Genomic DNA, 14,145 nt, shown 5'->3' with positions numbered 1-14,145 from the left:
CGCCACCCCCGTCCGGACGATGAAACGGGATCTGAAGAAAAAATCGGACCTCAACATTCTGGTCCGGGAGATTGCCGAACGGGAGGCCGTCCAGGTGTTCGTGGGTCTGCCGCGGAACCTGAGCGGCACCGAATCGGCGTCCGCCGAGATGGCCCGCGGCTATGCGCTGGAGCTGGCGAACGCGATCCAGAGGGCCGGTCTCACCGCCAGCGTCCGGCTGATCGACGAACGGTTGAGCACCGTTTCGGCACACCGTTCCCTGAGGCAAGCTGGCTTGAATACCCGCGATCACCGTAAGGTGGTAGATCAGGCGGCGGCTGTCGAAATTCTGCAGCACGCCATGGATATGCAAAGGTCACAAATGCGGGATGTGGGGGATCCGGTCGCAGCGCGGCAGCGGGCCCGCCCACAAGGGGACCCGCTGACCCTTAACAAGGAGCAGGACATTACGGAGAACAGCCGCGAAAGGAACCTGGAACTGTGAGCCACCACCACCCCCAGTTCCCGGCCGCCGACAGCGAACCGGAGCGTCACACCGACGACGCCCAGCACGACGACGGGTACGAGGGTTCCCACGACGAAACAGTCGAACCCGTCGAACAGTTCTTCGAACCCCGGTCGGGCCACCGGCGCAACCGCCGTCCGTCGAAAGCCAGGCAGCGTCGCCGCCGTCGTCGCACCATCGTCATGCTGGTGGTCATCCTCGGATTCATCGGGGTAGTCGTTGCGGTGTCCCTGATGCTTCGCGATCTCCTTGGACTGGACGATATCACCGACTATCCCGGACCCGGCGAAGGCAGCGTTGTCTTCACGGTGCCCGAGGGTGCGGGCCCACTCGCCATCGGCAACGGCCTGGAATCTGTCGATATTGTCGCTGACGGTTCCGAATTCGTTTCCGCGCTGCAACAAGTGGCAGACGGACGCGAAGTGCAGCCCGGCGAGTACGAACTCAGCTACCAGATGTCCTCCGAGGGTGCGGCGCTGGCACTGCTGGACGTCGAAGCGAACAAGGTCCTCTACGCGGCTGTCGCGCAGGGACTTCGGCAGGGGGAAACGCTTGACATTCTCGCCGAGTCGACCGGCATCGCGCGGGACGAGTTTGAAGAATTGGCCGCCGATCCCACCCAGTTCGGGCTTCCCGACGACGCTCGGAGCCTTGAAGGCTATCTCGCTCCGGGAGAGTACCGGTTCGACGTCGACGCCACCGCAACCGAGATGATCCAGACGATGGTCGATGGGACATTCGCCCTCCTCGAGGACGCGGGTGTCACCGATCCGGAGGAGCAGTTCAGAATTCTGACGATCGGCAGCATCATCGAGGCCGAGGCCGGCGAAGCCGACTACGCCGCGGTCTCCGGGGCTATCGAGAATCGGCTCGGAGAAGACAACACCGAGACGAACGGGCTAATCCAGTCGGATGCGACGGTCACCTATGGGCTGGACCGGCGCAGCTTCGACTTCACCGAAGAGGAACGCGCCGACGAGTCCAACCCGTACAACACCTTCGCCAACCCGGGTCTGCCGGTGGGGCCAATCGGGTCACCCGGTGCCGAAGCAATCGATGCCGCGGTGAATCCCGCGGACGTGCCCTTCTACTACTGGGTCACCGTTGACCTCGACACAGGCGAAACAAAGTTCTCGGAAACACTCGCCGAGCACGCCGTCTATGTCGCGGAATACCAGGCCTGGTGCGCTGACAACCCCGGCCGGTGCAGCTAGGTGAATCGGTCGGCGCACGCCGCCGCCAGCACAGCCCGCGCCCGGCAGCCACTGCGGGCAGCAGTGATTGGGTCACCGATCGGACACTCAAAATCGCCTGCGCTTCACCGGGCCGCCTATCGGCTCCTGGGGTTTGATTGCAGCTATGAGGCCATCGAGGTGTTGCCCGAAGACCTCCAGTCGTTTGTCAGCCAGGTCCGGACGGCTGACGGCTGGCGTGGACTGTCGGTGACCATGCCGCACAAGGCAGCGATGGTTGACCTGGTCGACCAGGTGAGTGGGCACGCAGCTGCGTTGGGCGTGCTCAACACTGTGACTGTCGACGGCGCGGGGGGAGACCGCGTCCTGACCGGCCACAACACGGACGTCGCAGGCATTGTGGGTGCGCTCAGGCACGGCGGAGTCCGTGTACCGCCGGAGACTGCGGTGATCCTCGGTGGCGGCGGGACCGCTGCCGCCTCCCTGGCCGCCCTGCAGGAACTGGGTGCCACCCGGGTCACCGTCTTTGTCCGATCCCCTGAGCGTGCTGCACCCCTGGAGGTCCTCGGACGCTCCCTCGGGCTCCACGTCGCTGTCCGCGGGTGGAACGACGCCGTGGAGGGTCTGCGACACGCCGACGTCGCCATCTCCACCCTCCCTCCGCATGGGGCTGATTCGCTCGCCCAGGAAGTGTCCTGCGCTCCGGAAGCATTGGCGGGGGTCCAGCCGGTGCTCCTGGACGTTGCCTATGACCCCTGGCCGAGTCCCCTCGCTGACGTCTGGCAGGCCCGAGGCGGGGCCATCGTGCCGGGACTGGAGATGCTGATCTATCAGGCGGTGGAGCAGGTCAGGCTGTTCTCCGGCGGTGCTTTCACCGACGATCTGCCGGTCCTAAAAGTCATGTGTGACGCAGTCGGAGCGCCCTCGCGCTGAAACAGCAGCGACACCGTGGCAGGATTGGAGGCATGTTGCGTTGGTTAACTGCCGGAGAATCCCACGGACCGGCACTGGTGGGAATTATTGAAGGAATGCCTGCAGGCGTGGAGATCACGAGCAGTGACATTCAGGCTGCGCTGGCCCGTAGGCGGCTCGGCTATGGGCGTGGCGCCCGAATGAAGTTCGAGCAGGATCAGGTCAGCATCATCGGCGGTGTCCGGCACGGGCTGACCCAGGGCGGACCCGTGGCGATTCAGGTGGGCAACACCGAATGGCCCAAGTGGGACCAGATCATGTCAGCCGACCCGGTGGACCCCTCCGAGTTATCCGAACTCGCCCGGAACGCGCCACTGACCCGCCCCCGTCCGGGACACGCGGACTTCACCGGAATGCAGAAGTACGGCTTCGACGAGGCGCGTCCCGTGCTGGAACGGGCCAGCGCGCGGGAGACAGCCGCCCGGGTTGCGCTGGGAGAAGTAGCCGCCCGCTTCCTGTCAGCGCTCGGCATCTCCCTGGTCAGCCACACGGTCGCCATCGCGTCGGTAGCAGTCCCCGAAGGTTCACCCCTGCCCGGGCCATCCGATGTGATCGCGCTGGATCAGGATCCGCTGCGCTGCTTCGACCGCGAAACCTCCCTCGCGATGGTGTCCGAGGTGGACGCCGCCCACAAAGAGGGTGAAACACTCGGCGGGGTGGTGGAGGTGGTGGTCTACGGGCTGCCACCAGGGTTGGGGAGCTACGTTCACTGGGACCGGCGCCTGGACTCCCGCCTCGCGGCAGCACTGATGGGCATTCAGGCCATCAAGGGCGTCGAGGTGGGCGACGGGTTCCTCACTGCCGCGCGACGCGGGTCAAAAGCCCACGACGAGATTGTGCGCGGTGACTCCGGCATGATCGAGCGGACCAGCAACCGCGCAGGCGGGATTGAGGGTGGGATGAGCATCGGCGACACACTGCGGGTCCGTGCCGCCATGAAACCCATCGCCACCGTGCCACGAGCCCTGCGCACCATTGATGTCAGCACCGGTGACGCCGCCCGCGCGCATCACCAGCGGTCCGACGTCTGCGCAGTCCCCGCCGCCGGGGTGGTCGCCGAAGCCATGGTGGCCCTGGTCATCGCCGAAGCGGTCACCGAGAAGTTCGGTGGGGACTCTGTCCAGGAGACAGCACGCAACCTGGCAGCCTATCTGGCGGCCATTCCCACCTCGCTCAACTCGGCTGGGAACTAGTGGCTTCACCCGGCGTCGGACCGGTGGTCTTCATCGGACTGATGGCTACCGGTAAGTCAGCGGTCGGCGCGGGCCTCGCCGCACGGCTGGGCTGGCCGTTCGTCGACACTGACCAGATCATCGTTGCGCGGCACGGGCGGATCAGCACCATCTTCAAGAAGCAGGGTGAACCGGCTTTCCGGACGCTCGAGGCCCAGGTGGTTGCCGAGGTGCTCACCGAGGCGCCGGCGCACCAGGTGGTATCGCTCGGTGGGGGAGCCGTCCTCGACGAGGGGACCCGCGCGCTGCTCGCCGGGGCGCGGGTGGTCTTCCTGGACGCTGACATAGCCACGGTGCGTCGCCGGATCACCCGGGACCGGAGCCGCCCGCTTCTCGCCGGCGATCCGGTGGAGGCCTGGACCCGGATGGATCGGGAGCGGCGGCCAGTCTACGAAGGCCTGGCCGACTGCGTCCTTGATACGCGGGGCCGCTCCATTGACCAGCTCGTCGCCGAGCTCATCCAACAGTTTCAGCTGACACAGTCGTAGCTGATCAGACCAACGAAGGGACAGTCATGGCCAACGAGCCGACAGTCAGCAAAGAGCCGACCGTTATCAACGTCACCGGAACCCAGGCGGCAGAGAACTACGAGGTAGTCATCGGGCACGGGCTGCTGGAACGGCTCCCGGCTGTGTTGGGGGAGCGGGTTCGCCGCGTCCTGGTGATCCACCCGCGGGCACTCAGGAGCACCGGCGACACGGTGCGGGCCGAACTGGCCGATGCGGGATTCACCGCTGTCACGGCCGAAATCCCCGACGCCGAGGAAGGCAAACACATCCAGGTCGCCGCGTTCTGCTGGCAGGTCCTGGGCCAGAACGACTTCACCCGCTCCGACGCAGTCGTGGCGGTGGGCGGTGGCGCCGTGACTGACCTCGCTGGCTTCGTTGCGGCCACCTGGTTGCGGGGCGTCAAGGTGGTCCACCTGCCCACCAGCCTGCTGGGAATGGTTGACGCCGCAGTGGGCGGCAAGACCGGTATCAACACAGCCGAAGGCAAGAACCTGGTTGGCGCGTTCCACCCGCCCGCCGCTGTCCTGGCCGATCTTGACACCCTCGCGACGCTACCCCGCAACGAACTGCTCACCGGGATGGCTGAAGTGGTCAAATGTGGCTTTATCGCCGATCCACGTATCCTCGACCTGATCGAGGCAGACCCCGCAGCGGTGTCCGACGGCGGTTCAGCGACGGTCCGCGAACTCATTGAACGGGCGGTCGCGGTGAAGGCCGAGATCGTGTCAGCCGATCTCAAGGAAAGCGGACGACGAGAGTTCCTCAACTACGGCCACACCCTCGGCCACTCCATCGAACTGGCCGAGCGGTATTCCTGGCGGCATGGTGCAGCCGTTTCAGTGGGGCTGGTGTTCGCCGCGGAACTCTCCCGGATGGTCGGGCGGCTCAGCGACGAAACAGCCGACCGGCACCGCAGTATCCTCGAACTCCTTGAGCTGCCGGTGACGTATCGCCGGGACCGCTGGGCCGCCCTGCTGGACGGCATGCGCCGGGACAAAAAGTCCAGGGGTGACCTGCTGCGCTTCGTCGTGCTCGATGGCCTCGCCCGTCCCGGCATGCTGGAAGTCCCCGACACTTCGCTGCTGTTCGCCGCGTACCAGGAAATCGCTTCGTAGGAGCACCCGGCAGGTCACCCGCGACACCCGCCGCAGCCGCCTCCTGCACCACAGGGTAGAATGGGCTCTGGACTTTTCCCACCTCATCGCATGTGGCCTCCGGATGCTTACTGCCCGGACGTCGCTGTTTTACCCGAAAGAGACCTGTGGCTACCACAAACGACATCAAAAACGGCACGGTGCTGAAGCTCGAAGGCAACCTGTGGAACGTTCTCGAGTTCCAGCACGTCAAGCCAGGCAAGGGCGGCGCCTTTGTGCGCACCAAGCTGCGGAACATCCTGTCGGGCAAGGTAGTCGACAAGACCTTCAACGCCGGTCTGAAGATCGAAACAGCCACAGTGGACCGTCGTGACTACCAGTACCTGTACAAGGACGGCGAAGACTTCGTGTTCATGGACACGTCTGATTACGATCAGCTCACCGTTCCGGGCAAGACCGTCGGTCAGGCCGAGAACTTCATGCTGGAGAGCCTCATGGTCACCATTGCCATGCACGAAGGGTCAGCCCTCTACGTTGAGCTTCCGCCGTCGGTCGTTCTCGAAGTGACCTACACCGAGCCTGGGCTGCAGGGCGACCGCTCCACCGGTGGCACCAAGCCGGCCACTGTCGAAACCGGTTACGACATCCAGGTTCCGCTGTTCCTGGAAACCGGGACCAAGGTCAAGGTTGACACCCGCACCGGCGATTACCTGGGACGCGTCAACGAGTGAGTGCCCGCAGTAAAGCCCGACGCCGGGCACTGGACATCCTTTTCGAAGCGGAGCAGCGCGCCGTTTCACCACTCGAAGCGCTCAAGGCCCGTCGGGAAAAGACCGACACGGTGGTTGCCCCCTACTCAGTGGACATCATCGAGGGTGTCATGACCCAGGGCGAGCAAATCGACGAGTTCCTTGGCACCTACTCACAGGGCTGGACCCTGGACCGGATGCCAGCCGTGGATCGCATGATCCTCAGGGTGGGCGCCTGGGAGTTGCTGTACAACGCGGACGTGCCCGACGGCGTCGCCGTCAGCGAGGCGGTGGAGCTGGCGAAAATGCTCTCCACCGACGAATCTCCAGCGTTTGTCAACGGTCTGCTGGGGCGTCTCCAGCAGCTGAAACCGACGCTGCTCGCCTAGACAGCAATTCCGCGCCATCCCGGACGCCGCGCTCCCTGGCAGGCCCAGGGGCAGACGCTCGGACGCTCGGAGATTCAGCCGCGGGTGTTGGCCGCCGCCGTCGTCAGTAACTCGTGGCGGAGCCGGGTCACGTCGGCCAGCAGCAGCTGTTCCCGGCCGACGTTGAGCTGCAGGTCATGCCCGGCCATGATGCGTTGCCGGGTGAAGGCCAGCCGGGTGGCGGACCTGATGAATGCCTTCATGGTGCGCTGCCGGCCGATACGCCGGGCCCAGCCAAGCGCCTGTGACCGGCCGCCCCGGGTGGCCAGCATGTGGACCTCCTGGCCAGTGAACCAGCCGGCTGCCGCGTAACCGCCGAGCCGGTCTTCGGTGACCCGCCGCTCGGCCCGTCGCAGTGCCATGATGCTGGCCAGCGCAGCAAGAAACAGGGGCAGCTGAATCAGGAAATAGAACTCGAAAAAGTCGGTGAAGAGTACCAGCAGGCCGCCGTTCCACAGCATGTGCCCGGCGATCGCCGGAACCAGGCCCACAATGAAGGCCGGGAAAATGAAGCGCGTGCCGCTGCGGGCTACCGCCAGCCCGAGCACCACGCCCAGGGCGGCGGTGAACATGACGTGCGCGAACGGCGAGAACAGGCCCCTGATCACGAACACGGCGACCAGCCCGCCCAGCCCGCCGCCATCCAGTGCCGCGGCACCGAAGTAGAGAATGTTCTCGGTGAATGCGAAGCCCGCGCCGACCATCCCCGCGTACACAATGCCGTCCACCGGTCCGTCGAAATGGCTGCGCCGGGAGAAGACCAGCACCAGGACGCCGAGCCCCTTGGCGATTTCCTCCACGAGTGGCGCCTGCAGCACCGGCCCAATCACGTCGGAGGAGGTGGAGGCCAACGCCAGGGACAGCAACTCAGTGACATAGCTACCCAGCAGCAGGGCTGCGACCACCGAGATTCCGGCACCCCACAGGAACGCGAACCAGAGGGCACCGCGGGGTTCAGGATCCCAACGGTCAATCCACATCAGCCCGGCGATACAGATGGACAGCGGGATCAGGGCGAGGATCCCGCATGAAATCAGGGCCCCGCCACCAAGGCTGCTGCTGAGGAACCAGGCGAGCACCACGAGGACCAGCGCCGCGATAATCACCAGCAGCACATTGACGACGCCGGGCCCCCGGCGCACAGCCCGGTCCCAGACCGGCTGAACAGGTTGCTGTGATTCCCAGGGCGGTGGCGCCGACATAGTCATTCTCACAGGGTAGATCGTCACGGGGTAGAACGTCGCAGGGGTGTGCCGTCGCAGGGCTAAGCCGTCACAGAAGGATGTGTCACAGGAGGAAGCGTCACAGGGAAGCCGGGGCGCGCTGTGATAGTTTTGACATCGCAACCAACCTTTAAATTCCGTCCTGTGAGGCGGGGAAGGAGGAAGCGTCCAATGACTATGCCCGCACCTCAGTCTGAGAGTGTTCTTTCGCGTGTCGTTCTCGCCGAAGCCGATATTGACCGAGCGCTAACCCGCATCGCCCACGAGATCCTGGAAGCCAACAAGGGCACCACCGATCTGGTGCTGCTGGGCATCCCCCGTCGTGGCTATCCGCTAGCCCAGCGCCTGGCCCGGAAAATCGCTGCCGCCGAAAACCAGACCACCGGTTCGCCACTGGACCCCACCGCGATCGTCGGCCAGCTCGATGTGACCATGTTCCGGGATGATCTGCGCCACCACCCCACCCGGCCACCACTGCCAACCCAGCTGCCGCCGTCGGGCATTGACAACAAGGTAGTGGTCCTCGTCGACGACGTCCTGTATTCCGGGCGGACCATCCGGGCTGCCCTCGACGCTCTCGTGGACCTCGGCCGGCCGCGGGCGGTACGGTTGGCGGTCCTGGTGGACCGGGGCCACCGCGAATTGCCGATCCGCGCCGACCACGTGGGCAAGAACCTCCCCACCTCCTCGGCGGAGAAGGTGAGGGTCCACCTCGCGGAAATCGATGCCGTCGACGGGGAACCCATCAACGAGGTTGTCATCGAGGGCCCCGCATGAGGCACCTGCTCTCCACCCGCGACCTGTCCAGGCAGGACGCCATCCGCATCCTGGACGTAGCCGAGGAAATGTCGGCGGTCGGTGAACGGGAGATCAAGAAGCTTCCGGCGCTGCGCGGACGCACCGTGGTGAACCTCTTCTTCGAGGACTCCACCCGCACCCGGATTTCCTTCGAAGCCGCAGCCAAACGACTCTCGGCGGATGTCATCACGTTCGCCGTCAAGGGCTCCTCGGTGTCCAAGGGCGAATCGCTCAAGGACACGGCCCAGACCCTCGAAGCGATGTCCGCCGACGCCGTAGTGATCCGGCACTGGGCTTCCGGTGCGCCCGCCCGGCTCGCGACGTCGGACTGGATCGACGCAGCAGTGATCAACGCCGGGGACGGGATGCATGAACATCCCACCCAGGCGCTGCTCGACGCGTTCACCCTCCGGCGCCACTGGGCGAAAATCTCGGGCGTACCATCGGTCGGATCCGACCTGTCGGGCATGGCCGTCACCATCGTCGGCGACGTCCTGCACTCCCGGGTCGCCCGCTCAAACCTGTGGCTGCTGGAAACCCTCGGCGCCTCGGTCACCCTGGTTGCGCCGCCCACCCTCGTCCCGGTCGGTGCCGAACGGTGGCCCTGCCGGATCACCTACAACCTGGACGAGGCGCTGGCCGCCGGACCCGACGCGGTGATGATGCTGCGGCTGCAGGCCGAACGGATGAACGCGGCCTTCTTCCCCTCGACCCGCGAATACTCCCGGCGGTGGGGGTTCGACGACGCCCGGCTGGCGGCCCTCGATACCCACGGCCTGGACCACACGGTCATCATGCACCCGGGTCCGATGAACCGGGGCCTGGAAATATCGGCGGCGGCAGCCGACTCTCCCCGCTCAACAGTCCTGGCCCAGGTCCGCAACGGGGTCTCCGTCAGAATGGCCGCCCTGTATCTGCTGCTCTCCGGCGACGAACACCAGTCGCCGGCCACCGAACCCACCCAGGAGAACCCACGATGAACGCACCAGCCCCGGCCCGCTATCTCATCCGCGGCGCAGCGCTGCTCGGCCGGGAACGGGCAGACCTCCTGATTGCCGACGGGATCATCGCCGGCGTCGGCCAGGGACTTTCAGCCGCCGGTGCCGAGGTGATTGACGCTGACGGCCTGATCGCCCTCCCCGGCCTGGTGGACCTTCACACCCACCTCCGCGAACCGGGCCGGGAGGACGCCGAAACCGTCGAGACCGGTACCCGGGCGGCAGCCAGGGGCGGGTTCACGGCCGTGCACGCGATGGCCAACAGCACGCCCGTCGCGGACACCGCCGGAGTGGTGGAGCAGGTGTACAGCCTGGGCCGGCGCGCCGGCTGGGTGGAAGTCCGGCCGGTCGGTGCCGTCACCGTAGGACTCGGGGGCACCCAGCTGGCTGAGCTCGGCGCCATGGCCGACTCCCGCGCGCGAGTCCGCGTCTTCTCCGACGACGGCGTGTGCGTCAGCGACCCCGTCCTGATGCGCCGGGCGCTGGAGTATGTGAAGGCGTTCGACGGAGTCATCGCCCAGCACGCGCAGGAACCCCGGCTGACCGAGGGGGCCCAGATGAATGAGGGCGCCGTGACCGGGGAGTTGGCTGCCCTGGCCACCGCATATGTGCTGCTAACCGCGATTATCGGTCCCGTTGCGGCCCGCCTGGTCGAGCCGGCGATGGGCTTGCTGCAGCGCAAACCCCGTCCCGAGCCGCTTCCCGCGGGCTAGCGGCCACAAGTCCTTCGTGCACTCCGGCACGGATACGGCTCAGTCGAGGATCTTGCCGACCGGTTCCCGCTTTTCAGCCTGGAACCGGTCCTCGGTCCGTCCCAGCGCCCAATAGCCCGACAGTGATACCTGGCTGCGGTTCAGGCCGTGCTCCACGAAGAAGACATCGCGGAGCTGCTTCATGGCCTCCCGCTCCCCATGCGCAAAAACCTGCACCCGGCCGGTGCGCCACCGCGCCTGCCGCACAGCCGCTGCCAGCAGGGTGCCCGCGGTGGTCCCGCGGCGGTACAGCCAGACGAGGTCAACACCCGGAGGAGCGGTGAGGTCCTGGTGGTCGGCGTCGTCTTCCACCTCGATGAAGGCCAGCCCGACGGCGTCGGCCGGGAGTGTTTCCAGCGCCGCGGCCACAGCGGGCATGGCAGTTTCATCGGCGGCGAAGAGGTGCCAGTCGGCGGTGGTATCGGGAGCGTACCCGCCGCCGGGACCGGTCACCACCAGGGTGTCTCCCGGCTGGGCCGCGGCCGCCCACGGTCCGGCAAGCCCCTCGTCGCCATGCACCACGAAGTCGATGGCCAGACGCTGCGCGGCGTAGTCCACCCAGCGCAGAGTGTAGGTCCGGGTGACGGGAAGGTCGGCGGGGTCGAGTGTCTCCCGGAGTGCCTGATGATCGTACGGGGGCACCAGACCGAGTTCGGGCCTGGCGAAATGGATCTTCACGTACCTGTCGGTGAACTCATTGCGCCCGAACGCGGTGAACCCCTCGCCCCCCGCCACCACCCGCACCATGGCTGGGGTCAACCACTCGGTGCTCTGGACAGTCAGAACAGTCTGCGGCTTGGGTTTGCGCACCGGGGCAACGCTCATGGGGTCGAACTCCTTTAGCTCGTAGGGAACCGGGTTCCGGGCCCCGAAAACAGGTAGTTTGACCCTACCCCGACCCGTAAAAACGCCTGACCAGCTATGTACTAATTAACTGCATCCAAGGGGTGCATGATGGTTGACCTACGTGCAGAGGCACTTTAACGTTGGGGCGTGAGCGACGCCGACATCAACTTTTATTTCGACCCCGTCTGCCCCTTCGCCTGGATGACCAGTAAATGGGTCCGCCAGGTGATGGGCCAGCGGGACTACGCGGTTGAGTGGCGATTCATTTCGCTACGGTTGATCAACTCGCACCTCGACTATGCCTCGCACTTCCCGCCGGAATACGAGGCCGGGCACACAGCAGGGCTCCGGCTGCTCAGGGTGGCCGCACGTGCTCGCGTCGAGCAGGGACCAGAGGCGGTGGGAGCCTTCTACGCCGCCTGCGGCAAGCACATTTTCGAATCGGACCCGGTTCCCGACGACGGCGATCCGGCCGTGGACCGTCGTGGCACCCGTGCGTTCGCTGAACAGATCCTGGCCAGTGCCGGGCTGCCTGCCGACCTGGCTGCTGCGCTCGACGACGCAGGGTTCGACAGCCTGATCCAGTCCGAAGGTGATGAAGCGCTGGCCCTCACCGGCAAGGATGTGGGCACCCCGATCATCCACTTCAAGCCGCCCACGGGGGTGGCGTTTTTCGGCCCGGTCATCAGCCGTCTGCCCAGCGATGACGAGGCAGTCCAGCTGTGGGACCACGTCGTCGGGTTGGCTGGCTTCGCCGGGTTCGCAGAGCTGAAGCGCAGCCTCAGAGAGCGTCCACAACTCCCCGCACTGGGCGTTCCAGCCGGGGACACCGGTGTTCAGGAGGACTGGCACGGCGGTAGCCGCCGGACCAAAAAGTAGGTGGCCTAGGCCAGCGCGTCGCCCAGCGCATCCTGCACCGCGGTGAGCAAAGATCCGTTGTCCACCAGGACACGAACCGCCTCAATCTCCGGCGCCAGGTACCGGTCGGTGCCAGGTCCTTCGACCACCTGACGGACGGCCGCGCGCACCGCGTGCGGCCCGACTGCACTGCGCGAGGTGGCCAGACCGCCGTCGCGCATGTCCAGGGCACGCGCCGAGGTGAGGATCTCGATGGCCAGCACCCGCGTCAGCCCGTCCAGTGCGCGGCGGAGTTTGAGACCGGCTGACCAGCCCATCGACACGTGGTCTTCCTGCATCGCCGAGGAGGGGATGGAATCCACTGAGGCGGGGTTTGCGAGCCGCTTCAGTTCGGACACAATCCCGGCCTGCGTGTACTGGGCAATCATGTGGCCGGAGTCGACACCCGGATCATGCGCAAGGAACGGGTTCAGACCGTGGTTGCGGGCCTTGTCCAGGAAACGGTCGGTGCGGCGTTCGCTCATGGAAGCCACATCGGCGACGGCGATCGCCAGGAAATCGAGTGCGTACCCTACGGGGGCGCCATGGAAATTGCCGTTGGACTCCACCCGACCGTCAACGGTCACCACCGGGTTGTCGATGGCCGATCCCAGTTCGATGGCAGCCACCGATTCGACGTAGGCAAGCGTTGACCGCGCGGCGCCATGGACCTGCGGGGCGCAGCGCAGCGAATAGGCGTCCTGCACCCGGGTGCTGCGGTGTTCGCTGAGTTCACTGGCCGAATGCTGCTGGATCAGCGGCGACCCCGCCAGGAGCCGGCGGATGTTCGCGGCCGAGGATATCTGACCCGGGTGGGGGCGGAGCGCGTGGATATCGGCGGCAAACACGCTGTCCGTTCCGAGGAGTCCCTCAACGCTCATGGCCGCGGCGAGATCGGCGGTTTTCAGGAGCCGGTGGAGGTCCGCCGAGGCCATGATCAGCATGCCGAGCATCCCGTCAGTGCCGTTGATCAGGGCGAGCCCTTCCTTTTCGCGCAGCTCCACCGGGGTGATTCCCGCGGCGGCCAACGCCTGCGCGGCGGGCAGCAGGACGCCGTCGTTGTCCCGCACGTCCCCCTCACCCATCAGGGCGAGCGCTATGTGCGAGAGCGGGGCCAGGTCGCCGGAGCAGCCCAGCGACCCGTACTCGCCAACCACGGGCGTGATGCCCGCGTTGAGGAGTGCGGCGTAGGTCCGGGCCACCAGCGGGCGGACCCCGGTGCGTCCGGTAGCCATCGTCGACAGCCGCCCGAGCATCAGGCCGCGCACCACCTCGCGGTCCACCTCGGCGCCGGAGGACGCGGCATGGCTGCGGATCAGGCTTCGCTGCAACTGGGTGCGCTGCGCCACCGGGATATGCGTGGTGGCCAGGGCGCCGAAACCGGTGGACACGCCGTAATGAGGAATGGGGTCGTTGACCAGCTCCTCGATCACCTGCCGGGACGCTTTCATCGCGAGGATGGACTCCTCAAGGATGCTGACCTTGGCGCCATGCCGCGCCACCGCGACGACGTCGTCCGGCCGAAGGGCGCCGACGCCCACGTTGACGGTCTGGGTACTGCCCACCTGAGACCCGCTTTCACAAGAAGTCTTGCCAATGAATGAAAAGAGCGTTTCAATAAGTGAAATGCATTATGACCAGCAATGCAAGACCCAGCGTCAAAAGGAGGCACCAGATGGCCGACGCATCGACCCGCACCGTTGAACGCGCGTTACTCCTCCTCGGCACCGTGTGTGACCGGGGTGTGGTCAGCCTGGCCGACGCCGCCCGGGACGCCACGCTCTCAGCCTCCACAGCATTGCGACTGCTTCGCACCCTCGAGTCCACCGGCTTCGTCCGGAAGGACGACGACGGGTACCGGCCGGGGATGCGCATCGTCCAGCTCGGCGCCCAGGCGCTCAGCCACGAGTCCCTGGTCTCGCTGGCGGGGGCAGCCCTGGACCGGCTGG

The 14,145-nt window shown here is 66.2% G+C and carries 15 protein-coding genes and 1 pseudogene (1 of these 16 cut by a window edge); 13 read left to right on the top strand and 3 right to left on the bottom strand.

Translation table 11 applies throughout. The features are described 5' to 3' along the window. From ruvX to nusB, 8 genes are all read left to right on the top strand, one after another. Positions 1-484: Holliday junction resolvase RuvX (ruvX, locus tag K728_RS0112830; protein ID WP_024476969.1), on the top strand; the 484-nt coding region annotated here is incomplete at its 5' end. Next, a complete protein-coding gene (mltG, locus tag K728_RS0112825) occupies positions 481-1,719 on the top strand; it encodes an endolytic transglycosylase MltG (protein ID WP_024476968.1) in 1,239 nt (412 codons plus the stop codon). The genes ruvX and mltG, both read left to right, overlap by 4 nt. Next, positions 1,720-2,631 (top strand): shikimate dehydrogenase, encoded by a 912-nt coding sequence (locus K728_RS0112820; RefSeq protein ID WP_024476967.1) that lies wholly within the window; start codon positions 1,720-1,722, stop codon positions 2,629-2,631. Between the two features lie 32 nt (positions 2,632-2,663). Continuing rightward, positions 2,664-3,863, top strand: coding sequence for a chorismate synthase (gene aroC / locus K728_RS0112815; protein ID WP_024476966.1), 1,200 nt, complete (start codon positions 2,664-2,666; stop codon positions 3,861-3,863). Then, positions 3,863-4,390: a shikimate kinase gene (locus K728_RS0112810; RefSeq protein ID WP_019482820.1), complete on the top strand. Its 528-nt coding sequence runs from the start codon at positions 3,863-3,865 to the stop codon at positions 4,388-4,390. Before aroC ends, K728_RS0112810 begins: the two co-directional genes overlap by 1 nt. A gap of 26 nt (positions 4,391-4,416) precedes the next feature. Next, positions 4,417-5,526 carry a 3-dehydroquinate synthase gene (aroB, locus tag K728_RS0112805; protein ID WP_024476965.1) on the top strand — a complete coding sequence of 370 codons (1,110 nt, stop codon included), beginning with the start codon at positions 4,417-4,419 and terminating at the stop codon, positions 5,524-5,526. A 146-nt stretch (positions 5,527-5,672) separates the two neighbouring features. Further along, on the top strand, positions 5,673-6,236 hold the full coding sequence (efp, locus tag K728_RS0112800) for an elongation factor P (RefSeq protein WP_019482818.1): 564 nt from the start codon (positions 5,673-5,675) through the stop codon (positions 6,234-6,236). Continuing rightward, positions 6,233-6,643 (top strand): transcription antitermination factor NusB, encoded by a 411-nt coding sequence (gene nusB / locus K728_RS0112795; protein WP_019482817.1) that lies wholly within the window; start codon positions 6,233-6,235, stop codon positions 6,641-6,643. The genes efp and nusB overlap by 4 nt, the downstream gene beginning before the upstream one ends. A 74-nt stretch (positions 6,644-6,717) precedes the next feature. On the opposite strand, the gene K728_RS0112790 is transcribed toward nusB, so the two are convergent. Further along, the gene (locus K728_RS0112790) at positions 6,718-7,884 is read right to left on the bottom strand and encodes a PrsW family intramembrane metalloprotease (RefSeq protein WP_024476964.1); all 1,167 of its coding nucleotides are present in this window, start codon (positions 7,882-7,884) and stop codon (positions 6,718-6,720) included. Positions 7,885-8,076: 192 nt separating this feature from the next. On the opposite strand from K728_RS0112790, the gene pyrR reads away from it, so the two are divergent. The 3 genes and pseudogenes from pyrR to K728_RS0112775 form a co-directional block, all read left to right on the top strand. Then, positions 8,077-8,682 carry a bifunctional pyr operon transcriptional regulator/uracil phosphoribosyltransferase PyrR gene (pyrR, locus tag K728_RS0112785; RefSeq protein ID WP_192813077.1) on the top strand — a complete coding sequence of 202 codons (606 nt, stop codon included), beginning with the start codon at positions 8,077-8,079 and terminating at the stop codon, positions 8,680-8,682. Continuing rightward, positions 8,679-9,683, top strand: coding sequence for an aspartate carbamoyltransferase catalytic subunit (locus K728_RS0112780; RefSeq protein WP_019482814.1), 1,005 nt, complete (start codon positions 8,679-8,681; stop codon positions 9,681-9,683). The genes pyrR and K728_RS0112780 overlap by 4 nt, the downstream gene beginning before the upstream one ends. After that, positions 9,680-10,330 (top strand): annotated as a pseudogene (locus K728_RS0112775) (amidohydrolase family protein); the annotation flags it as partial. The gene K728_RS0112780 and the pseudogene K728_RS0112775, both read left to right, overlap by 4 nt. 123 nt (positions 10,331-10,453) lie before the next feature. Here the strand turns inward: K728_RS0112775 and K728_RS0112770 are convergent. Further along, positions 10,454-11,278, bottom strand: coding sequence for a siderophore-interacting protein (locus K728_RS0112770; RefSeq protein WP_024476930.1), 825 nt, complete (start codon positions 11,276-11,278; stop codon positions 10,454-10,456). Between the two features lie 168 nt (positions 11,279-11,446). Between K728_RS0112770 and K728_RS0112765 the strand changes: the two genes are divergently transcribed. After that, positions 11,447-12,178 (top strand): mycothiol-dependent nitroreductase Rv2466c family protein, encoded by a 732-nt coding sequence (locus K728_RS0112765; protein WP_024476929.1) that lies wholly within the window; start codon positions 11,447-11,449, stop codon positions 12,176-12,178. A gap of 5 nt (positions 12,179-12,183) precedes the next feature. Here K728_RS0112765 and hutH read toward each other — a convergent pair whose 3' ends face one another. Beyond that, the gene (hutH, locus tag K728_RS0112760; RefSeq protein WP_024476928.1) at positions 12,184-13,761 is read right to left on the bottom strand and encodes a histidine ammonia-lyase; all 1,578 of its coding nucleotides are present in this window, start codon (positions 13,759-13,761) and stop codon (positions 12,184-12,186) included. Positions 13,762-13,829: 68 nt separating this feature from the next. Here hutH and K728_RS0112755 point away from each other — a divergent pair, with 68 nt between their 5' ends. After that, positions 13,830-14,145: the beginning of an IclR family transcriptional regulator gene (locus K728_RS0112755; RefSeq protein ID WP_443110976.1), read on the top strand. 428 nt of this gene lie beyond the right edge of the window; 316 of the gene's 744 nt are visible here — the first part of the coding sequence; the start codon lies at positions 13,830-13,832; its stop codon lies off the right edge, out of view.

This window comes from Arthrobacter sp. CAL618 (genome assembly GCF_000468215.1).
GTDB lineage: Bacteria > Actinomycetota > Actinomycetes > Actinomycetales > Micrococcaceae > Arthrobacter_D.
This window is presented reverse-complemented; position numbering and strand designations above follow the sequence as displayed.